This window comes from Acidovorax sp. YS12 (assembly GCA_021496925.1).
Classification (GTDB): Bacteria; Pseudomonadota; Gammaproteobacteria; order Burkholderiales; family Burkholderiaceae_C; genus Paenacidovorax.
This window is the reverse complement of sequence record CP053915.1, coordinates 171,846-192,857: the sequence shown is the minus strand read 5'-3', so window position 1 is coordinate 192,857 and position 21,012 is coordinate 171,846. Positions and strand designations below refer to the sequence as shown.

The following is a 21,012-nucleotide window of genomic DNA, read 5'->3' as shown; positions in this document are numbered from 1 at the left end:
TCCGCAGGAATGTTGGCCTATCGGCTAACTTTCGACAGGGGATGGTCAAGTCTCGTGGCTGGCCGCCACGTGATTGCGATGCAGGTTCGAAACCACGGCGATCAGCCTGTTGATCGGTTCGGCCAGCCGTTTCGGCAATACGCGATGCTGGGTATGGGTTTTCAGATCGGCGATCCAGCGATGCGCCACCCATACGTCCTCTTCGGGGTGATTGTTGTCCACACCGTTGCAATACTTGTAGCCAACGAGCGCATCTGTGTGCGACAGCAGGATGCGCGCCATCGTCATGTGGAAGCGATGGGCCTGGAGGTCCGCCGGGCCTCCGGGACGCGGTAGGGTCAGCCGTAGGCATCGCTGGGCGTTGAACTCACTCCAGTCGGGGCCAACGACCTGCCCCGCACGTTCAAGCATCTTGCGGGACTGCTCGTTCTTGCCGTTGACCAGGACAACGGCGACCGTACCCTTCGGGTACTCCAGCTTTTCGGCGAGCAGGTTCATCCAGCGCACCAACTTCTTCAAGGTCTCATCGTCGGCAAACACAAGAAACTGATGGCGTTGCTCGTCATCCAGAAACGCCGGCAGTTGAGCGTAGAGGGGGTACAGCAGGTCGTGGAGATAGATGTAGGTCTGCCGGCGTCCTTGCTCGTGGCTCCGCGTGGTCGCGATCAATACCTGCTGAGCCCACTCGGGCGTGAGTTCGTCCAGCATCATCTCGGTGATGTCGATGGAGATCAGCGGGAATCCGAGCGACTTCCCGATCAGGGCCTTGCGCCCGTCGAAGGCGTGGCCGAGTTCGATTTCAACGCCACCCAGCACCATCGGCTCAGCCTGGACCGGCGGGCCGAGCACGGCAATGTCGAGCCGGAATTTGCTGCCGAACGGCGTCTCTAAGGGGTGTTCGGTTGCCACTTGGTCGGCGCCGAGCAACAAATTGCCTTCCAGCGGATAGTCCGACGCATCCGCATCCTTGAACGCCCAGGGCATCGCAAGCCCGGCATTCAAGCGTCGGGAGAGTTCGGCCGCGACAAGTTCTTTCGCCCGCCGGTGCTCGGGACTTTCCTGGACAGCGCGCCACCGATGGACTTCTTCATCTTCGAAGTGCGCTTTGGGGTTGAAGGTGTGCTGGGTGGGAAGCACTCGGAAATGGGATCGCCGACGCAGTTTCCTGCCCTCAAACGAAGGGCTGACCCATGTCACCATCTGCCGTGATGCATCGGGTGATACCAGGGGCCACAGCTTGCGTGCATGTTCCCGGCTGCGAACGTCGCGTGCAGCGATCGTGGTCTGAAAGATCCCTTTCCGGGAGAAGACAACGATCGCCTCGTCCATTCTTGGTTTTCCCTTACGACGATACGGTTGCTAATTTCGTGGTGCCATCCAGCTTGCGGTGAATCAGCGACACCAGCGTCAGGATGTCCAGTGCGTCCTGTTCGGACATGGGCCAATTCGTCTTGGGTGCATGGGCCAGCGGATTGCGCACGGCACCAAACAGGCCGATCAGAAGGTTAGCAAAGCCTTTCTGCTCGCTCTTTTCGGACTCGGTGGCGAGTGGTCCCAAGGCGAGAACAGGTTGCTGGCCTGCGAATGCCTTGTTCACCAAGTCCGCGCCATCGCCGTTCAGGCCCGACAGCAGCCGAATCCGTTCCGCAACTCCTTTGGTTGCCTCAAACACGGCATGGAAATAGTTTTCGTCCAGCAACTCGGCGCGGCAATAGTTCAGCACTTCCGCGTGGACGACACGGCTTTCTAGCGCGGCCTTGAGTCGTCCAGCTCGTGCGCGCGCGGCATCAAGAGTCGTGGCCTTGTCGGCGTGCGCGACCTTGCCGTCGTCGCGCACGTAGAAACCGGAGAAGGCAAGGACGACATTGAGTTCGTCGCGCCGCCAGGCGAACGTCGCTGGGTCACGGGCGTAGTTCACCGGGTTCATCGCACGGTTGATGAACATGATGAGATGGTTGCCGATCTGGTGGTGGTTCTGCGTGCCGGCCAGCGCATTGAACAACCGCTTCCACTTGGTCATGCCGGGCGAAGTGTCGGTAATCTCGATTTCTTGCAACAGTCGCTCGATCTGCGTGCCGCTCAGGCCGCGCTCGGTGTCGGCGAGCACGCGGCACGCGGCTTCAAGATGCTGCGAGCTGAACGGTGGAATACGTGTCATGAGTTCTCCCAGCTGCCTCTGTTCGTCGCCATACTCTCCCCCTTGTCCTTGGCTACTTGTCTTCAGTACGCCTCTCTACGCTCCAGTGAGTTTCCGCGATAGCCATTGAAAGCCACCATATCGTCATGCGGTGGCAAGCCATATCGCCGAACAACCACGGAGTTCGACATGGAGAATAACCCGGCAGGGAAAATAGGCCGAGACAACAGCACCGAGATGCACTCGTCGTCCGCCCTCCCCATACCCGGCTCGAACGCCTACGGCGATCTCCCGCAGTTCCCGAAGCACGGCGTTCTGCCATTTCGGCGCACCATTCGCCGGCATGAGTTGCGGCAGATCGTCCCCTTGGCCGAAACGACGATCTACGAAATGGAGCGTCGCGGCGAGTTCCCACGGCGTTTCAATCTGACGCCGCGCTGCGTGGTGTGGGACCTGGCCGAGGTAGAGGCCTGGATTGAGGATCGCAAGCAAGCCCCTCGCATCAGCACCGTCAAGCCTGATGTCCACCTGCGAAAAACCCGCCCTGTTCAGGCGGGTTCGAGTGAGAAATGAGGCCAGCGACGTTCCTCATCCGACCAAGGCTTGCAGTTCCTTGGACGCCGAGCGCGGCAAACGCCGGCCTTCCTTCGCCACATTGACCTGCAAGGCCACTCGCGCCACCTCCAGCACGTCCTTGGCCAGCGCATAACTGCCCTTGGCCTGCAACCAGGCCAGCACGTCCGCCAGATGCCAGATCGACGCACTGCCCTCATGTACCGGCGCCGGAAAGCTGCCCGGATGGGCCAGCATCAGCTTGCGCATGTTCTGCCGCGACACGCCTACGATGTCGGCCACGTCGGTCAGGCCGACCAAATCCGGCGCCACCTCGATCAGCCTGGCCGACGGCACGGCACGGCGCACATCGGCCAGCGCACTACGCACCGCGTCATCCGCATCGGCCGCCTCGCGGGTGAACTCCAGCGCCAGGCGCCCCGGCTGCCCGATGCCGACCAAGGCATCGTCGCAGCCGGCTTCGCCCAGACGCTCCACCAGCGCATCCGTGTCGCGGTCGTCGTCGGCAAGCTGGTATTTCAGGGTGAAGGTGTATTCCATCGCGCTACTCCTTGGCACCATCGTAAGCCTCGTGCCTTGCGGTGCGTGGTGCAGTTGTCCACGACGCGCCGCAAGGCACGAGCGTGGTTTCCGGGGTTCTTCGGCGTGCTCCACACACTGGTAATGCAGAACTCGCCGCAGCGGCATTCCTCATCGTTGTACGGGCAGTAAATCCGCCCCCAGGCATGGCTGCCGCCGACTTCGACGCGCCAGCCCTGCCCTTCGGCGTGCCTGAGAGCTTCCTCGACCTCTTTCTTCGGATGAGGGGAACGAGCCATCAGTGCCCTCCAGTATGAGGATGGTCGACAAGGTTGTCAAGTGACAACCTTGTCGAGGCAAGATCAGGCCACGTATCGCCGACCAGCGAGGAGTTCAGATTTCCTCGTTTTCGATTACTCAAAGTGATCGCTTCCTCGAAAAAACAAACCCTGCGCAACCCGGCAAAGACCGATTCAAGGCAACCCATGATGCGGCCCGCCTACGCGATCGCGCTCAACGCCGGCACGACCACGTTCTCCGGCATCAGCTTCGGCACATAGGTCTGCCCGCCACCCCAGGCATCGACCAGGTTGGCCCACTCTTGCAGCATGTGGCGCCGCTGCTCGGCGTACTCGGCCTTGTTGTAGACCAAGCGCGAGGAACGCCCCTCTTCGTGCGCCAGGCACTTCTCGATCCAGTCGCGGTTGAAGCCGATCTCATTCAGCAGCGTCGAGCCGGTGCGGCGCAGGTCGTGGACGGTGAACGGCTGTAGCGGCAGACCTTTGGCCTTGGCGCCTTCTGCCACGAGCATCGTGATGCGGTTCAAGGTCGCATTGGACATGCACCGCTCTGCATCGTAGCGAGAAGGGAAAACGAACTTTGAGCCAGCCGCGCAGGCATGCAGCGTCACGAAGATGTCGAGCGTCTGGCGCGACAGATAGACGACGTGCGGATTGCGACCCTTCATTCGCTGCTTCGGAATCGTCCAGGTCTTGCGCTCGAAATCGACTTCATCCCAAGTGGCCTGGATCAGTTCGCTCTTGCGCACCAGCGTCAGCAGGATCAGGCGCAGCGCCAGCTTGATGGTCGGATAGGTCGCCACGAACTCCAACTGCTGCACCATCAAACGGATTTCCAGCGGCGACAGGGCGCGATCCTTCGGCACGAAGGTGGCGATCGAGGACGGCCCCACGCTGTCGGCGGGGTTGACCACCTTTTCACCGTGGGCGATGGCGTAGACGTAGACCTGCTTCACGATGTCCCGGATCTGAACCGCAGTGGCCGGCGCCCCGCGCTCCTTGACCTTGTTGCACAGAATCCGAAGGTCTTCGGCCTGGATTTCGGTCAGCAGCCGATTCTGGAAGACCGGCAGGATGTCGCGGTCGATGATGTGCTTGCGCACGGCACGGGTGCTGTCGGCCCATTTCGTATGGGCGAGGTACGTCTCCATCGCCGCGCCGAAGGTCTTGATGGCGCGAACCCGGCGCTTGTCGCGTTGCTTCTCCAGCGCGGGCGATACGCCCTGGAGAACGGCCTTGCGCGCCTCCAGGAGCAGTTCACGCGCCATTGCCAGCGAAATGCCGCCTGCCCCGTAGCGGCCGATGGTCAAGGTCTCGCGACGGCCGTTGAGGCGGTAGTCGTAGCGGAAGGTGACGGTATTTGCGGGCGATACCGTCACGTACATCCCGTCCCGGTCAGAAACCTTATAAGTCAAAGACTTAGGCTTTAGATTGCGCAGTGCTGTGTCGGTCAGCATCGAGGTTTACCTCCTGTTTTGCGACGGCTTTTACCGTCAAGGACCAGGAGACCCACTGATGCCCGGAAAGCCGCATGAAACAAGCTTTCCCGAGAAGGCTTTTACCGTCAAAGACGGTAAAAGTCTTAATAGTGAACGAGAGTGTCTTAATTGCGCATCAATTCTTACCGTCAGCTCTACCGTCAACCGTTTTTGCTGGTCGGCGATAGCCATCGATAGTTACCGCGACGTATTTCTTTTTAAATCAACACGTTACAGCAGCCTTATCGATAGCTGGCGATAGTCCTTGAAGGACCTAAATTCACTCCCACTCAATGGTGGCTGGCGGTTTGCTCGACACGTCGTAGGTCACACGGTTGATGCCGCGCACTTCGTTGATGATGCGACCCGACACTTTTTTCAGTAGCCCGTAGGGCAATTCGGCCCAGTCGGCGGTCATGAAATCGCTGGTCTGCACTGCACGCAGGGCCACCACATAGTCGTAGGTACGGCCGTCGCCCATCACGCCCACGCTCTTGACCGGCAGGAACACGGTGAAGGCCTGGCTGGTCAGGTCGTACCAGCTCTTGCCGGTCTGTTCGTCGGTCCAGCGGGTGAGCTCCTCGATGAAGATGGCGTCGGCACGGCGCAGCAGGTCGGCGTATTCCTTCTTCACTTCACCCAGAATGCGCACCCCCAGGCCCGGCCCGGGGAACGGATGGCGGTAGACCATGTTGCGGGGCAGACCCAGCGCCACGCCCAGCTCGCGCACTTCGTCCTTGAACAGGTCGCGCAGCGGCTCCAGCAGCTTCAGGCCAAGCTGCTCGGGCAGGCCTCCCACGTTGTGGTGGCTCTTGATGGTAACGGCCTTCTTGCTCTTGGCGCCGCCCGATTCGATCACGTCGGGGTAGATCGTGCCTTGCGCCAGAAAGGTCGCGCCCTTGTGGCCCTGGCCGCTGGCCTTGAGCTTCCCGGCCTCGGCCTTGAACACGTCGACGAACAGGCGGCCGATGATCTTGCGCTTCTGCTCGGGCTCCGACACGCCCGCCAGTTCGCCCAGGAACAGTTCGGACGCATCGACACGCACCACCTTGGCGTGCAGCTTGCCCTCGAACATCTCCATGACCATGTCGCCCTCATGAAGTCGCAGCAGGCCGTGGTCCACGAAAACGCAGGTGAGCTGGTCGCCGATGGCGCGGTGGATCAGCGCCGCAGCCACCGACGAATCCACGCCGCCCGACAGGCCGAGGATCACTTCCTCATCACCCACCTGCTCGCGGATCCTGGCGACGGCTTCCTCGATGTAGTCGCCCATGATCCAGTCGGCCTTGGCGCCGCAGATCTCGCGCACGAAGCGGCCGAGCATGGCGGCGCCCTGCACGGTGTGCGTGACTTCGGGATGGAACTGCACCGCGTAGAAACGGCGCGACTCATCCGCCATGCCGGCGATGGGGCAGGACGGCGTGGACGCCATGACCTTGAAGCCCGGGGGCAGCACGGTGACCTTGTCGCCATGGCTCATCCAGACCTTGAGCATGCCGTGGCCCTCGGCCGTGGCGAAGTCCTCGATGCCCTGCAGCAATGCGGTATGGCCATGGGCGCGCACTTCGGCATAGCCGAATTCGCGGCTGCTGGAGCCCTCGACCTTGCCGCCGAGCTGCGTGGCCATGGTCTGCATGCCGTAGCAAATGCCCAGCACGGGGATGCCGAGCCCGAACACGGCGTCGGGGGCGCGGTCGTCCACCTCGTACACGCTGGCATGGCTACCCGACAGGATCACGCCCTTGAGCTTGCCGTCGGCCGCGAAGGCGCGCACCCACTCGCTACTCACGTCGCAAGGGTGCACCTCGCAATACACATGGGTCTCGCGCACGCGCCGTGCGATGAGCTGGGTGACCTGGGAGCCGAAGTCGAGGATGAGGATCTTGTCGTGTTGCATGGAGATGGCGACAGGAAGAAATGACAAAGGCCCGAACGCCTGGCAGCGGGTTCGGGCCTGCGATGCGAGCAGCGTCAATCGGCTCGGTAGTTGGGGGCTTCCTTGGTGATCTGCACGTCGTGGACGTGGCTTTCGCGGATGCCGGCGGCCGTGATCTGGACGAACTCCGCCTTGTCGTTCATCTCGGCGATGGTGGCGCAGCCGCAGTAGCCCATGGCGGCGCGCACGCCGCCCGCCATCTGGAACACGATGGAGACCATCGAGCCCTTGTAGGGTACGCGGCCTTCGATACCCTCGGGCACCAGCTTGTCCGCGTGCGGATTGCCCGTGCTGGACTCCTGGAAATAGCGGTCCGCGCTGCCCTGCTGCATGGCGCCGATGGAGCCCATGCCCCGGTAGCTTTTGTAGCTGCGCCCCTGGTACAGGATGACTTCGCCGGGCGCCTCTTCGGTGCCGGCGAACATGCCGCCCATCATGATGGTGGAGGCACCGGCGGCGATCGCCTTGGCGATGTCGCCGGAGTAGCGGATGCCGCCGTCGGCGATCAGGGGCACGCCGGTGCCCTTGAGCGCCGTGGCCACGCTGTCGATGGCCATGATCTGCGGCACGCCCACGCCCGCGACGATGCGGGTCGTGCAGATCGAGCCTGGGCCAATGCCCACCTTGACCGCATCAGCACCAGCCTCCACCAGCGCCAGCGCCGCCGCGCCGGTGGCGATGTTGCCGCCAATGACATCGACCTGCGGATAGTTCTGCTTGACCCAGCGAACACGGTCGATCACGCCCTTGCTGTGGCCGTGCGCGGTATCGACGACGATGGCGTCCACCCCGGCCTTGACCAGGGCCGCGACGCGCTCTTCCGTGCCTGCACCCACGCCCACGGCGGCGGCCACGCGCAGGCGGCCTTCGGCATCGCGGGCCGCGTTGGGGAAGGTGGTCTGCTTGTTGATGTCCTTGACGGTGATGAGGCCCTTGAGCTCGAAGGCATCGTTGACCACCAGCAGGCGCTCCAGCTTGTGCTTGTTAAGCAGCGTCTTGGCCTGCGCGGGAGTCGTGCCGTCTTGCTCATTGACGGTGATGAGCTTCTCGCGCGGCGTCATGATCTGGCTGACCTTGACGTCGTAGCGCGTCTCGAAGCGCACGTCGCGGCTGGTGACGATGCCCACGACCTTGCCACCATCGCATACGGGAAAGCCGGAAATGCCAAGGTTCTCCGACAACTCCAGCACCTGCAGCACGGTGTGCTCGGGTGTGATGACCACGGGATCGTGCACCACGCCGGACTCGTGGCGCTTGACCTTCGCCACCTCGGCCGCCTGCTGCTCGGCCGTCATGTTCTTGTGGATGACGCCAATGCCCCCTTCCTGCGCAATGGCGATGGCCAAGCGCGCTTCGGTCACGGTGTCCATGGCTGCGGACACGAGGGGGAGATTGAGGGTGATGTTGCGCGTGAAACGCGTGGCGAGAGAGGTGTCCTTCGGCAGGACCTGGGAGTACGCAGGCACCAGCAACACGTCGTCGAAGGTGAGCGCTTTTCCAAGAAGGCGCATGAACTTTGCTCCAAAAAACGGATTGTACCCGCACCGCAAAATGCGCCGTGCCAGATACACTGAGGCCCCATGAAAACGCACCGCTTTCTCTTGGCTGCCGCTGCCTGCTGCTTCTGCCTGAGCGCCGCGGCCCAATGGCAATGGATCGACAAGGATGGCCGCAAGGTCTTCAGCGACCGCCCGCCGCCGGCCGACATTCCGGACAAGAACATCCTGCGCCAGCCCAACATGCGCCAGCCCGCTACCGCGCCAGCCCAGGCAGCACCAGCAGCCCAGGCGACCCCCAGCCCTGCGGCCGCCGCCCCCAAGCCCAGCGGCAAGGACAAGGAACTGGAAAAGAAGAAAGCCCAGGCCGAAGCCGAGGAAGCCGCCAAGGCCAAGGCCGAAGAGGAGCGCAGGGCCGAAGTGCGCGCCGACAACTGCGAGCGTGCGCGCCGCGCCAAGACCACCTACGAATCGGGCCGCCGCATCGTCCAGACCAATGCCCAGGGCGAGCAGATCGTCGTGGACGACGCCACGCGGGCCCAGGAAATCCAGCGCCTGGACGGCATCATTGCGTCCAACTGCGGCACCGGGGGCTGAGACGTTCAGCCTTCAATAGCCCGCCTTGCCACCAGGACGGCGGCGGGCAAACAGCCCCGCATTGCGCGCCCCCTGGCGCACGAAGCGCTCGCGCCGGGCCACCTTGGGATCGACCGTGAGCGCACGATAGACCTCCACCCGATCGCCATCGCGCAGCAAGGCGTCGCGCGGCACCACATCCCCCCAGAGCCCGCACGGCGCATCCCAAGGCAGCGCCAAGCCGCTCGCGGCCAATGCATCGGTAATGCGGCTCCCCACAGGCAAGGCCACTTCCACCTCCTGCACCTGCCCCGCCGCCAGGCTGGCGCAGACCACCACCTGCAGGCCCGTCTCAGCCATAGACCTGTTCGGCACGCTTGATGAAGGCATCCACCATCGATGCCGCGATGCGGTCGAACACCGGCCCCACCAGCGCCGCCAGGGCCTTGTTGTCGAAGCCATAACGCAGCAGCAACTCGACCCGGCAAGCACGCTCCTGGCCATCTCCGACCGGATGGAAGTGCCAGTCCCCTTGCAGCTGTGAGAAAGGGCCACGCACGAGGTTCATCTGCACGCGCCGCCCGGTTTCATGGACATTGCGCGTGACGAAGGCCTGGCGCAGCCCGCCCATGGCAATGCCTACCTCGGCTGTCATGCCCTGCCCGTGCTGCTCCATCACCCTGGCATGGTCGCACCAGGGGAGGAAGTCGGGGTAATGCTGGACATCCGTCACCAGGGCAAACATTTCCTCGGGGGCATACCAGATCAGGACGGATTTATGGACGGTTTTCATGAAGGTATCGGCAACGCAACCCCATGCAGCAGGACGGCACGGCGTGCGAATCTAGAATCGGGGACCAGGTGCCGATTGTAGGAAAGCCTTTTTCCACCATTTGACGGCGCCACGAGACACCCTGTTCCATGGCCAAGAAACCCGATACCTCTTCCCGCATCGCCGACAACAAGAAAGCGGCCTACAACTATTTCTTCGAAGAACGCCACGAGGCCGGCATGGTGCTGCACGGCTGGGAGGTGAAGGCGCTGCGTGAAGGCAAGGTACAGCTCACCGACGGCTATGTGATCATCAAGGAGGGCGAGCTGTTCCTGATTGGCTGCCAGATCAACCCACTCAAGACCGCCTCCACCCACGTCAGCCCGGACGCCGCGCGCATCAAGAAGCTGCTGCTGCACAAGGAGGAAATCCGCCGCCTCATCGGCAAGGTGGAACAGAAGGGCTACACCCTGGTGCCGCTGAACCTGCACTGGAAGGATGGCCGCGTGAAATGCGAGATCGCGCTGGCCAAGGGCAAGGCCGAGCACGACAAGCGCGACACCATCAAGGACCGCGAGGGCAAGCGCGAGGTGGAGCGCGCCATGAAGAGCCGCCACCGCTGACGGCGCGGCTCGGTCACTCCTTGGGAGCGGCGGCCACCAGCACCGGCAGATACACGGCGGCAAACACCTCGGGCAGGCGACGCGGCCTGCCGCTGTCGAGTTCCACGCACACCAGCTCCCAGCGCCCCCGCAGGATGACGACACGGTCCGCCACACGGATCAACTGGAAGCGCCGCTCCATCGTGAGCTTGCCATCGCTGGCCGTGATCCAGGTTCCCAGGGCCAGTTGCTGGCCCAGCAGCGAGGGCAGCAGGTATTCGTACTCCGCCTTGCGAATGACCATCGCACGGTTGAGCCGCTGATAGTCCGCCACTGAGAGCCCAAGTGCCTCGGAGTGCGCCCAGCCGGCCATCTCGCACCAGTTCACGTAGATCGCGTTGTTGGTGTGCCGCAGCCCGTCGATGTCGGTGGCCTCGGGCACCACCGGCACGACGAACGGCAGGGGATAGTCCCACGGCAGGTCCGCCGCACCGCCGGGCACGAGCATCACGCCAGGTCCGCCAGGGGGTGCGCGTGGGCCGGCCAGGGGCTGTCGAAGAAAGGCTGCCACATGGCAGGCGTCACGTCCTCGATCCGTGCCGGCTGCCACTTCGGGCTGTGGTCCTTGTCCACCGCCAGCGCGCGTATCCCTTCCAGGGTTTCGCTCTGGCCTGGGCGCAGGTGGAAGCAGTGGCGCACCATGTCGCGCTCCATGCGCAGGTCGGCGGCCAAGCCGATGCCGCGCGCGCGGCGGATCTGCTCCAGCACCACGTACAGCATCAGCGGCGAGCGCTTGCGCAGGGTCACGGCAGCCGCTTGCGCCCAGGCACTGCTGGAGGCTTCGAGCGCCGCCACGATGTCCGCCACGCTGGCCGCACCAAAATATTGGTCAATTTCGGCTCTAGCACTTGTGTGCTGTGCGTCAGCAGCTATGAACTTGGAAGCAACCAGGTGCTCCACGGCCTTGCCGTCGGCAAAGTTCTGGCTGCCCAATTGCTCCCACAGCGCGGCCTGCTCGCCCGAAGGCATGCAGCCATCGGCCAGGCCGAAAGCCACGGCATCGCCCGCACCGATCGTCTCGCCCGTGAGTGCCAGCCACTCACCCACATGGCCCGGGCAGCGCGAGAGGAAATAGCCGCCACCGACATCAGGGAACAGGCCGATAGCCGTCTCCGGCATGGCCATCTTGGTGCGTTCGGTCACGACACGCACACTGCCCCCCTGGGAAATGCCCATGCCGCCACCCATGACAATGCCGTCCATGAAGGCGATGTAAGGCTTGCCGTATTGGTGGATCAGGTGGTTGAGCGCGTATTCCTCGGTGAAAAAATCCTCGATCTGCGGGTTGCCCTGGCTGCCCGCCTGGTGCAGAAAGCGGATATCCCCCCCCGCGCAAAATGCGCCGAAAGGCCCTTCCTTGTTGCTGCCGCGAATCGCCACGGCCAGCACCCGGGGATCGTTCCGCCAGGCCAGCAGCGTCGCCATCAAATCGCGCACCATGCCCAGCGACAGGGCATTCAACGCCTTGGGCCGGTTCAGGGTAATGCAGCCCACCTGTCCACGCACTTCGGCGATCACATCGCCCGTCATCTCCATCATTGTTGTTCCTTCCTATCCAAGCCATTCATTCAAAAACGCACGCCCTGCCATGCAGGCATAAATAAAAAAAGCCCCGTCACCGGGGCTTTTTTCGTAATCGGGAAGATTACTTGGCGGCGCGGGTACCGACCACTTCGATTTCCACGCGACGGTTCTTGGCGCGGCCTTCCTTGGTCTTGTTGTCGGCCACGGGCTGCTTCTTGCCCTTGCCTTCGGTGTACACACGGTTCTTCTCGATGCCCTTGGACACCAGGTAAGCCTTCACAGCTTCGGCGCGGCGCACCGACAGCTTCTGGTTGTAGGCATCGCTGCCGATGGAGTCGGTGTGACCCACGGCAATGATGACTTCCAGGTTGATGTCCTTGACCTTGGAGACCAGATCATCCAGCTTGGCCTTGCCTTCGGGCTTCAGCACAGCCTTGTCGAAGTCGAAGAAGGCGTCAGCGGCGTAGGTCACCTTGGAAGAAGCCACCGGAGCGGGTGCCGGAGCAGGAGCAGGCTTGGCCGTGGGAGCAGGCTGAGCAACCGGAGCCGGCGCCTCAGCAGCCTTGACCAGCGCGCCGTCGCAGCCTTCGGCTGCCGTGGCGGGCGTCCAGTTGGCATCGCGCCAGCACAGTTCGTTGGTGCCGTTCTTCCAGACCAGCTCGCCAGAGCCGTTCTTCCAGTTGTCGACGGTTTGAGCGCCAGCAGCGGTTGCGATCACGGCGGAGGCAAACAACATCGCCACTTTGTTGAGTTTCTTCATGGTTCTCCTCTTGGGGAAAAAAGCCGCAGCCGCGCTGCGAAATTGAGTAACGTTGGGGGACGTTGTCAGTGACCATCACCAAAAACGCTGAAACGATTGTGCCATACGTAACAGCGGAAAACGTGACCACTCCAGGCGCGCCACGTAAGACAAAAGCGCATTCGGCGCCATATGTTGCGCAGTCGCCACATGCGCTTCCCTCTAAAATGGCCTTTTACCCGCGTCGATTGCACCGTCTTTCATGACCCAGTTTGCCAAAGAAACCCTGCCCATCAGCCTCGAAGAGGAGATGCGCCGCAGCTATCTCGATTACGCCATGAGCGTGATCGTGGGCCGTGCGCTACCCGACGCGCGCGATGGCCTCAAGCCCGTGCACCGGCGTGTGCTGTACGCCATGCACGAGCTGAACAACGACTGGAACCGCCCTTACAAGAAATCGGCGCGTATCGTCGGCGATGTCATCGGTAAATACCACCCGCACGGCGACATCGCGGTGTACGACACCATCGTGCGCATGGCCCAGGATTTCTCGCTGCGCCACATGCTGGTCGATGGCCAGGGCAACTTCGGCTCCGTCGATGGCGACAACGCTGCCGCCATGCGCTACACGGAAATCCGCCTGTCGAAAATTGCCCATGAAATGCTGGCTGACATCGACAAGGAGACCGTCGATTTCGGCCCCAACTACGACGGCAGTGAAAAGGAACCACTGGTGCTGCCCACGCGGCTGCCCAACCTGTTGGTCAACGGCTCGGCAGGCATTGCCGTGGGCATGGCAACCAATATCCCGCCGCACAACCTCAACGAAGTGGTAGACGCCTGCTTGCACATGCTGCGCCACCCCGAAGCGTCGATCGACGAGTTGATGGAAATTATCCCGGCGCCCGATTTCCCCACGGCGGGCATCATTTACGGCATCAACGGCGTGAAAGATGGCTACCGCACGGGACGCGGCAAGGTGGTGATGCGAGCGAAAGTGCACTTCGAGGACATCGACAAAGGCCAGCGCCAAGCCATCATCGTGGATGAGCTGCCCTACCAGGTGAACAAGAAGACGCTGCAGGAGCGCATGGCCGAGTTGGTACACGAGAAGAAACTCGAAGGCATCAGCCACATCCAGGACGAGTCGGACAAGTCCGGCATGCGCCTGGTGATCGAACTCAAGCGCGGCGAAGTGCCCGAGGTGGTGCTGAACAACCTGTACAAGCAAACGCAGCTGCAGGACACCTTCGGCATGAACATGGTGGCGCTGGTCGATGGCCAGCCCAAGCTGTGCAACCTGAAGGAATTGATCGCCGTGTTCCTGCAGCACCGCCGTGAGGTGGTGACGCGGCGCACCGTGTTCGAGCTGCGCAAGGCACGCGAGCGCGGCCACGTGCTGGAAGGCCTGGCAGTGGCGCTGGCCAACATCGACGATTTCATCCGCATCATCCGCGAATCGCCCACGCCGCCCGTGGCCAAGGCCGAACTGATGACGCGCGCTTGGGACAGCCAGCTGGTGCACGAGATGCTCACCCGCACGCGCGCTGACGGCGGCGTGGTGAACGCCGATGACTACCGCCCCGAGGGCCTGGAGCGCGCATTCGGCATGCAGAGCGACGGGCTGTACCGTCTGTCCGACACCCAGGCGCAGGAAATCCTGCAAATGCGCCTGCAGCGCCTGACGGGCCTGGAGCAGGACAAGATCGTGGCCGAGTACAAGGAGGTCATGGCCCACATCGAAGACCTGCTAGACATCCTGGCCAAGCCCGAACGCGTCTCCACCATCATTGGCGAAGAACTCACCGCCGTGCGCCAGGAGTTCGGCCAGACCAAGCTGGGCGCGCGCCGCAGCGAAATCGAGCACAGCGCGCAAGACCTCTCCACCGAAGACCTCATCACCCCCACCGACATGGTGGTGACGCTATCGCACACCGGCTACATCAAGAGCCAGCCCCTGTCCGAATACCGCGCGCAAAAGCGCGGCGGGCGCGGCAAGCAGGCCACGGCGACCAAGGAAGACGACTGGATCGACCAGCTCTTCATCGCCAACACGCACGACTACATCCTGTGCTTCTCCAACCGGGGCCGCCTGTACTGGCTCAAGGTGTGGGAGGTGCCCGCCGGTTCGCGCGGCTCGCGCGGGCGGCCCATCGTCAACATGTTCCCGCTGCAGGACGGCGAGAAGATCAACGTGGTGTTGCCGCTGACCGGTGACATGCGCAGCTTCCCCCAAGACCGCTACGTGTTCATGGCGACCAGCATGGGCACCGTGAAGAAGACGGCGCTCGACGAGTTCTCCAACCCGCGCAAGGCCGGCATCATCGCCGTCAACCTCGATGACGGCGACTACCTCATCGGCGCCGCGCTAACCGACGGCCAGCACGACGTGATGCTGTTCTCCGACGGCGGCAAGGCCGTGCGCTTCGACGAGAACGACGTGCGCCCGCTCGGCCGCCAGGCGCGCGGCGTGCGCGGCATGATGCTGGAGGACGGCCAGAGCGTGATCGCCATGCTGGTGGCCGAGGATGAATCGCAAAGCGTCCTGACCGCCACCGAGAACGGCTACGGCAAGCGCACCAGCATCGTCGAGTACACGCGCCACGGCCGCGGCACCAAGGGCATGATCGCCATCCAGCAGAGCGAGCGCAACGGCAAGGTCGTGGCCGCCACGCTGGTGCATGCCGACGACGAGATCATGCTCATCACCGACACCGGCGTGCTGGTGCGCACGCGCGTGGCCGAGATCCGCGAACTGGGCCGTGCCACGCAGGGCGTGACGCTGATCGCGCTCGACGAAGGCGCCAAGCTCAGCGGCCTGCAGCGCATCGTGGAGAACGACGCCAACGAGAGCGACGCTGCCGATGAGGCCGCGCCGCCCGGCGACCCCGCGCCCCATTCCTGACCGCCCCGCGCGCGCCCGCCCCTGGCGGACGCGCGCCCACTATCAAAAGCAGAGCTACCAGCGCGCACCCAGCAAGGCCTGGAGCCCGATTTGATTCAAAAAACCATGAAACGCCCGTACAACTTTTCCGCCGGCCCTGCGGCCATCCCTGAAGAAGTGCTGCAGCAGGCTGCCGCCGAAATGCTCGACTGGCACGGCAGCGGCATGGGCGTGATGGAGATGAGCCATCGCGGTAAGGAGTTCGTCTCCATCTGCGAACAGGCTGAGGCCGACCTGCGCGAGCTGCTGGCCGTGCCCGCCGAGTTCAAAATCCTGTTCATGCAAGGCGGCGGCCTCGCCGAGAACGCCATCGTGCCGCTGAACCTGTCGCGCGCAGCCACCGTGGATTTCGTCGTCACCGGTTCCTGGAGCCAGAAGTCGCGCAAGGAAGCGCAAAAGTACGCTGCCGAAGTGCACACCGCCGCATCCAACGAGGCGGACGGCTTCACCACCCTGCCCACCCCTGCGTCGTGGCAGCTCAGCCGCGGGGCCAGCTATGTGCACCTGTGCAGCAACGAAACCATCCACGGTGTCGAGTTCCATGAGCTGCCCGACCTGAAAGCACTGGGCTGCGATGCGCCGCTGGTCATCGACTTCTCTTCGCACGTGGCCTCCCGCCCGGTTCAATGGGAGCGCGTGGGCCTGGCCTTCGGTGGCGCGCAGAAAAACATCGGCCCAGCCGGGCTGACGCTGGTCATCGTGCGCGAAGACCTGCTGGGCCACGCCCTGCCTATCTGCCCGAGTGCGTTCGACTACCGTGTCGTCGCCGAGAACCAATCCATGTACAACACCCCGCCCACCTGGGGCATCTACATGGCCGGCCTGACCTTCCAGTGGCTCAAGCGCCAACGCGAAGGCGCGCTCACCGGCGTGGCGGCGATGCAGGCACGCAACATCGCCAAGGCCCAGCTGCTGTACGACTTCATCGACCGTTCGCCGTTCTACGTGAACAAGGTCGCACCCCACTGCCGCTCGCGCATGAACGTCCCGTTCTTCCTGCAGGACGAATCGCGCAACGACGCCTTCCTGCAGGGCGCCAAAGAACGCGGCCTGCTGCAGCTCAAGGGCCATAAGTCCGTGGGCGGCATGCGTGCCAGCCTCTATAACGCCATGCCGATCGCAGGCGTACAGGCCCTGGTGGACTACCTCCAAGACTTTGAACGCCTCCACGCCTGAAGCCCCGGAATGAACACCCCCCTTGCCTCCCCCGATCTGGCCAGCCTGCGCGTGCAGATCGACAACATCGACCAGCAACTGCTCACCCTACTCAACCAGCGCGCCCTCGTGGCCGAGCGCGTGGGCGAGGTCAAGAAGCGCGAAGGAACGCCTTTTTTCCGCCCCGACCGCGTGGCCCAGGTGATCGAAAAGATCACCCACGCCAACCCCGGGCCGCTCAAGGGCGCGCACGTTGCCGCCATCTGGCGCGAGATCATGTCCGCCTGCCTGGCGCTCGAATCGCCCCAGCGCGTGGCCGTGCTCGGGCCCGAGGGCACGTTCTGCGAACAGGCCGCCATCGAATACTTCGGCGGTGCCGCCGACCTGATGTACTGCAACAGCTTCGACGAAGTGTTCCACGCCACGGCCGCCGGCAGCGCGCAGTACGGCGTGGTGGGCGTCGAAAACTCGAACGAGGGCGTGGTCACGCGCTCGCTCGACATGTTCCTGCACACCCCCTGCCACGTGGTGGGCGAGGTCAGCCTGCTGGTGCGCCACAACCTGCTGCGCAGCAGCAACTCGGCCACAGGCATCGAGGCCGTGCTGGCCCACCCGCAGGCGCTGGCGCAGTGCCAGGGCTGGCTGTCCAAGCACCTGCCGCACGCCGAGCGCCGCCCGGTCTCCAGCAACGCCGAGGGCGCGCGCCTGGCAGCCACGAATCCGGCCTGGGCCGGCATCTCCAGCGAGCGCGCGGCGCAGCAGTACGGCCTGCACGTGGTGGCCCACGCCATCCAGGACGACGCCTACAACCGCACGCGCTTCGCCGTCATCTGCCTGCCGCACACCCTGGCCACGGCCGCGCCTTCGGGCAAGGACTGCACCAGCCTCATCATCTCCGTGCCCAACCGCCCCGGCGCCGTGCACGACCTGCTGGTGCCGCTGAAGAGGCACGGCGTGTCGATGACGCGCTTCGAGTCGCGCCCCGCGCGCACCGGCCAGTGGGAGTACTACTTCTACATCGACATCGAGGGCCATCCGGCCCAGCCGCACGTGCACGCCGCGCTGGAAGAGCTGCAGCAGCTGTGCGCCTTCTACAAGGTGCTGGGCACCTACCCGGTTTCGGCCTGAGGAGCGGCCATGTTTGAACAACTCGGACTGATCGGCTGCGGCCTCATGGGCGGCTCGTTCGCCCTGGCCATGAAGAAGGCCGGCCTCGTCAAGCGCGTGGTCGGCTACAGCAAATCCCCCTCGACCACCGACCGCGCGCGCCAACTGGGCGTGATTGATGTCGAAGCCCCCTCGGCCCTGCTGGCCGTGGCCGGCGCCGACATCGTGCTGGTGGCCGTACCCGTCGCCGCGACGGAAGCCACGCTCAAATCCATCAAGCACCTGGTCACGCCGCAGATGCTGGTGATGGACGTGGGCTCGACCAAGGCCGACGTGGTGCAGGCCGCGCGCCGCGCGCTGCGCGACCAGGTCGGCTCCTTCGTCCCCGCACACCCGATCGCGGGGCGCGAGGTCTCGGGCGTGGAACACGCCGACCCCGAGCTGTACGCCGGGCGCCAGGTCATCCTCACGCCCACCGAGCGCACGCTCGCAGCCCACCTGCGCTGCGCCGAGGAGCTGTGGACACGGCTCGGCTGCCGCGTCACCAGCATGGCCCCCGAGGCCCACGACGCGGCCTTCGCCGCCGTGAGCCACCTGCCGCACCTGCTGGCCTTCGCCATGATGCAAAGCGTGATCCGCCAGGAGAACAGCGACTACGTCCTCTCGCTGGCCGGCACGGGCTTTCGCGATTTCACGCGCATCGCCGCCAGCGACCCGAAGATGTGGCGCGACATCCTGCGCGCCAACCGCGAAGAGGTGCTGGCGCAGTCGCGCCTGTTCCAGGAAGCGCTGCAGGCCTTCGAGCACGCCATCCGGGCCGACGACGACCAGGCCCTCGAAGACATGCTCACCCTGGCCAGCGAAACCCGCGCGCACTGGCGCATGGGCGCCCTGCGCAAACCCAAGTCCGCCTGATGTACAGCACCGCCTTTCTTGACCTGCCCCCGTTGCTGACGGCGGGCGGCACCGTCCAGCTGCCGGGCTCGAAGAGCATTTCCAACCGCGTGCTGCTGCTCGCCGCCCTGAGCCAGGGCACCACCGAGGTGCACGACCTGCTGGCCAGCGACGACACGCGCGTCATGCTCGACGGGCTGCGCGCCCTGGGCTGCGGGGTCGATGAAGCGGGTGGCTCCACGGTGCGCATCACCGGGCTGGGCGACCAGCCGCCACGCTCGCCCGCAGCGCTGTTCCTGGGCAACGCCGGCACCGCCATGCGCCCGCTGACGGCGGCGCTGGCGCTGCTGGGCGGCGAATTCACGCTCTCGGGCATACCGCGCATGCACGAGCGCCCCATCGGCGACCTCGTCGATGCGCTGCGCCAGCTCGGCTGCCAGATCGACTACCTGGGCAACGACGGCTTCCCGCCGCTGCGCATCGCCCACGGCGCGGGCCTGCCGCCGCTGCGGCTGCAGGCGCCGATCCAGGTGCGCGGCGACGTGTCGAGCCAGTTCCTCACCGCGCTGCTGCTCGCGCTGCCGCTGGTGGCGCGGGAGCACGACGTGGCCATCGAGGTGATGGGCGAGCTGATCTCCAAGCCCTACATCCACATCACCCTGGCCCTGCTGGCGCGCTTCGGCATCCAGGTGGCGCGCGAGGGCTGGCAGCGCTTCACCATTCCCGCCGGCAGCCGCTACCAGTCGCCGGGCAGCATCCACGTCGAGGCGGATGCTTCGTCCGCTAGCTATTTCATAGCGCTTGGCGCGCTCGCAGAAAGCCCTGAAGGCCAAAATGGCATCAAGATCGAGGGCGTGGGGCTGGACTCGATCCAGGGCGACATCCGCTTCGTCGAAGCGGCGCGCGCCATGGGCGCGCACATCACCGGCGGCCCGAACTGGCTGCACATCGCGCGCGGCGCGTGGCCGCTGCAGGCCATCGACCTGGACTGCAACCACATCCCCGACGCCGCCATGACCCTGGCCGCCATGGCGCTGTACGCCAACGGCACCACGCGGCTGCGCAACATCGCCAGCTGGCGCGTCAAGGAAACCGACCGCATCGCCGCCATGGCCACCGAGCTGCGCAAGCTCGGCGCCACAGTGAAAGAAGGCGCGGACTTCATCGCCGTCACGCCGCCCGCGGCGCCGCAGGACTGGAAGGCCGCCAGCATCCACACCTACGACGACCACCGCGTCGCCATGTGCTTCTCGCTCGCGGCGTTCAACCCGGCGCGCCTGCCGATGCGCATCGAAGACCCCAAGTGCGTCGCCAAGACCTTCCCGGACTACTTCGAGGCCCTGTTCTCCGTCGCCCAGACCGCGCCGGCCCACATCCCCGTGCTGTGCATCGACGGCCCCACCGCCTCCGGCAAGGGCACGGTGGCGGCCGCCGTGGCCCGGCAACTGGGCTATGCGCTGCTCGACTCCGGCGCGCTCTACCGCATCACAGCGCTGGCCGCCGTCCAGGCGGGCATCGACATCGCCCCGGCCCAGGAAGCCGCGCTCGCCGGCCTGGCCCGCACCCTGCCCGTGCGCTTCACCGATGGCCGCATCTGGCTGGACGGCACGGACGTGACCGACGCCATCCGCACCGAGGCCATGGGCATGAACGCCTCGCGCGTCTCGGCACTGCCCGCCGTGCGCGCGGCGCTGGTCGATCTGCAGCACGGCTTTGCCCGCCTGCCCGGCCTGGTGGCCGATGGCCGCGACATGGGCACGGTGATCTTTCCCCAGGCGCCGCTGAAGGTCTTCATGACCGCCAGCGCCGCCTGCCGCGCCGAGCGGCGGCACCAGCAGTTGCTCGCCAAGGGAATTGACGCTAATATCGACGCCCTTCGCGCAGACTTGGAGGCACGCGACCTGCAGGACCAGTCCCGCAAGGTGGCCCCCTTGAAGCCCGCGCAAGACGCCCTGCCGCTGGACAATTCCGGGCTGACGATCGATGAGACCGTCGCCCAGGTTCTGGCTTGGTGGCAGGAGCGCCAGCCCTTCGCCACCCCTCCGGCACAGGGCTGACCCCCCGGCCCACACCGCCCCTGCCGCGCTGCACCCAGGCGCACTGGTGGTGTGGTTCATCAACCTAACCCGTGGTGCAAGCCACAACCAACCCTTCGCCCACAGCCCTAGAAACGGCCGCAATGGTGCTGCCGGAAACCTGTG

At 64.7% G+C, this 21,012-nt stretch carries 19 protein-coding genes; 8 read left to right on the top strand and 11 right to left on the bottom strand.

The genetic code is table 11. The features are described from left to right. Positions 1-45: 45 nt before the first annotated feature. Positions 46-1,329 (bottom strand): hypothetical protein, encoded by a 1,284-nt coding sequence (locus YS110_00930; GenBank protein UJB63427.1) that lies wholly within the window; start codon positions 1,327-1,329, stop codon positions 46-48. 13 nt (positions 1,330-1,342) lie between these two features. After that, positions 1,343-2,158 carry a TIGR02391 family protein gene (locus YS110_00925; protein UJB63426.1) on the bottom strand — a complete coding sequence of 272 codons (816 nt, stop codon included), beginning with the start codon at positions 2,156-2,158 and terminating at the stop codon, positions 1,343-1,345. Positions 2,159-2,326: 168 nt separating this feature from the next. Between YS110_00925 and YS110_00920 the strand changes: the two genes are divergently transcribed. Beyond that, positions 2,327-2,710: an AlpA family phage regulatory protein gene (locus YS110_00920; protein UJB63425.1), complete on the top strand. Its 384-nt coding sequence runs from the start codon at positions 2,327-2,329 to the stop codon at positions 2,708-2,710. A gap of 15 nt (positions 2,711-2,725) precedes the next feature. Here YS110_00920 and YS110_00915 read toward each other — a convergent pair whose 3' ends face one another. The 4 genes from YS110_00915 to guaB all read right to left on the bottom strand — a co-directional run bounded on the left by YS110_00915 (position 2,726) and on the right by guaB (position 8,453). Beyond that, positions 2,726-3,250 (bottom strand): DNA-binding protein, encoded by a 525-nt coding sequence (locus YS110_00915; GenBank protein UJB63424.1) that lies wholly within the window; start codon positions 3,248-3,250, stop codon positions 2,726-2,728. 478 nt (positions 3,251-3,728) lie between these two features. Further along, positions 3,729-4,985: a tyrosine-type recombinase/integrase gene (locus tag YS110_00910; protein UJB63423.1), complete on the bottom strand. Its 1,257-nt coding sequence runs from the start codon at positions 4,983-4,985 to the stop codon at positions 3,729-3,731. A gap of 301 nt (positions 4,986-5,286) precedes the next feature. Further along, positions 5,287-6,903 carry a glutamine-hydrolyzing GMP synthase gene (gene guaA / locus YS110_00905; protein ID UJB63422.1) on the bottom strand — a complete coding sequence of 539 codons (1,617 nt, stop codon included), beginning with the start codon at positions 6,901-6,903 and terminating at the stop codon, positions 5,287-5,289. A gap of 74 nt (positions 6,904-6,977) precedes the next feature. Then, a complete protein-coding gene (guaB, locus tag YS110_00900; GenBank protein ID UJB63421.1) occupies positions 6,978-8,453 on the bottom strand; it encodes an IMP dehydrogenase in 1,476 nt (491 codons plus the stop codon). 69 nt (positions 8,454-8,522) lie between these two features. On the opposite strand from guaB, the gene YS110_00895 reads away from it, so the two are divergent. Further along, a complete protein-coding gene (locus YS110_00895) occupies positions 8,523-9,035 on the top strand; it encodes a DUF4124 domain-containing protein (protein UJB63420.1) in 513 nt (170 codons plus the stop codon). 12 nt (positions 9,036-9,047) lie between these two features. Here YS110_00895 and YS110_00890 read toward each other — a convergent pair whose 3' ends face one another. Together YS110_00890 and YS110_00885 are read right to left on the bottom strand one after the other, a co-directional pair. Continuing rightward, complete coding sequence (locus YS110_00890) at positions 9,048-9,374, bottom strand: RnfH family protein (protein UJB63419.1); 327 nt, start codon at positions 9,372-9,374, stop codon at positions 9,048-9,050. After that, positions 9,367-9,807: a type II toxin-antitoxin system RatA family toxin gene (locus YS110_00885; protein ID UJB63418.1), complete on the bottom strand. Its 441-nt coding sequence runs from the start codon at positions 9,805-9,807 to the stop codon at positions 9,367-9,369. The genes YS110_00890 and YS110_00885 overlap by 8 nt, the downstream gene beginning before the upstream one ends. Before the next feature lie 128 nt (positions 9,808-9,935). On the opposite strand from YS110_00885, the gene smpB reads away from it, so the two are divergent. Further along, positions 9,936-10,409 (top strand): SsrA-binding protein SmpB, encoded by a 474-nt coding sequence (gene smpB, locus YS110_00880; protein UJB63417.1) that lies wholly within the window; start codon positions 9,936-9,938, stop codon positions 10,407-10,409. A 13-nt stretch (positions 10,410-10,422) separates the two neighbouring features. Here smpB and YS110_00875 read toward each other — a convergent pair whose 3' ends face one another. From YS110_00875 to YS110_00865, 3 genes are all read right to left on the bottom strand, one after another. Continuing rightward, the gene (locus YS110_00875) at positions 10,423-10,896 is read right to left on the bottom strand and encodes an acyl-CoA thioesterase (GenBank protein UJB67308.1); all 474 of its coding nucleotides are present in this window, start codon (positions 10,894-10,896) and stop codon (positions 10,423-10,425) included. After that, positions 10,896-11,987, bottom strand: coding sequence for an enoyl-CoA hydratase/isomerase family protein (locus tag YS110_00870; protein UJB63416.1), 1,092 nt, complete (start codon positions 11,985-11,987; stop codon positions 10,896-10,898). Before YS110_00870 ends, YS110_00875 begins: the two co-directional genes overlap by 1 nt. Before the next feature lie 106 nt (positions 11,988-12,093). Further along, entirely contained in the window at positions 12,094-12,732 is a 639-nt protein-coding gene (locus YS110_00865) for an OmpA family protein (protein ID UJB63415.1), read from the bottom strand. 241 nt (positions 12,733-12,973) lie between these two features. On the opposite strand from YS110_00865, the gene gyrA reads away from it, so the two are divergent. The 5 genes from gyrA to YS110_00840 all read left to right on the top strand — a co-directional run bounded on the left by gyrA (position 12,974) and on the right by YS110_00840 (position 20,868). Further along, entirely contained in the window at positions 12,974-15,616 is a 2,643-nt protein-coding gene (gene gyrA / locus YS110_00860; protein ID UJB63414.1) for a DNA gyrase subunit A, read from the top strand. Between the two features lie 105 nt (positions 15,617-15,721). Then, a complete protein-coding gene (gene serC, locus YS110_00855; GenBank protein UJB63413.1) occupies positions 15,722-16,831 on the top strand; it encodes a 3-phosphoserine/phosphohydroxythreonine transaminase in 1,110 nt (369 codons plus the stop codon). 9 nt (positions 16,832-16,840) lie between these two features. After that, positions 16,841-17,938, top strand: a complete 1,098-nt coding sequence (pheA, locus tag YS110_00850) for a prephenate dehydratase (GenBank protein UJB63412.1) — start codon at positions 16,841-16,843, stop codon at positions 17,936-17,938. 9 nt (positions 17,939-17,947) lie between these two features. Next, positions 17,948-18,832 (top strand): prephenate dehydrogenase/arogenate dehydrogenase family protein, encoded by an 885-nt coding sequence (locus YS110_00845; GenBank protein UJB63411.1) that lies wholly within the window; start codon positions 17,948-17,950, stop codon positions 18,830-18,832. After that, positions 18,832-20,868 (top strand): bifunctional 3-phosphoshikimate 1-carboxyvinyltransferase/cytidylate kinase, encoded by a 2,037-nt coding sequence (locus YS110_00840; GenBank protein UJB63410.1) that lies wholly within the window; start codon positions 18,832-18,834, stop codon positions 20,866-20,868. The genes YS110_00845 and YS110_00840 overlap by 1 nt, the downstream gene beginning before the upstream one ends. The last annotated feature ends 144 nt before the right edge of the window (positions 20,869-21,012 follow it).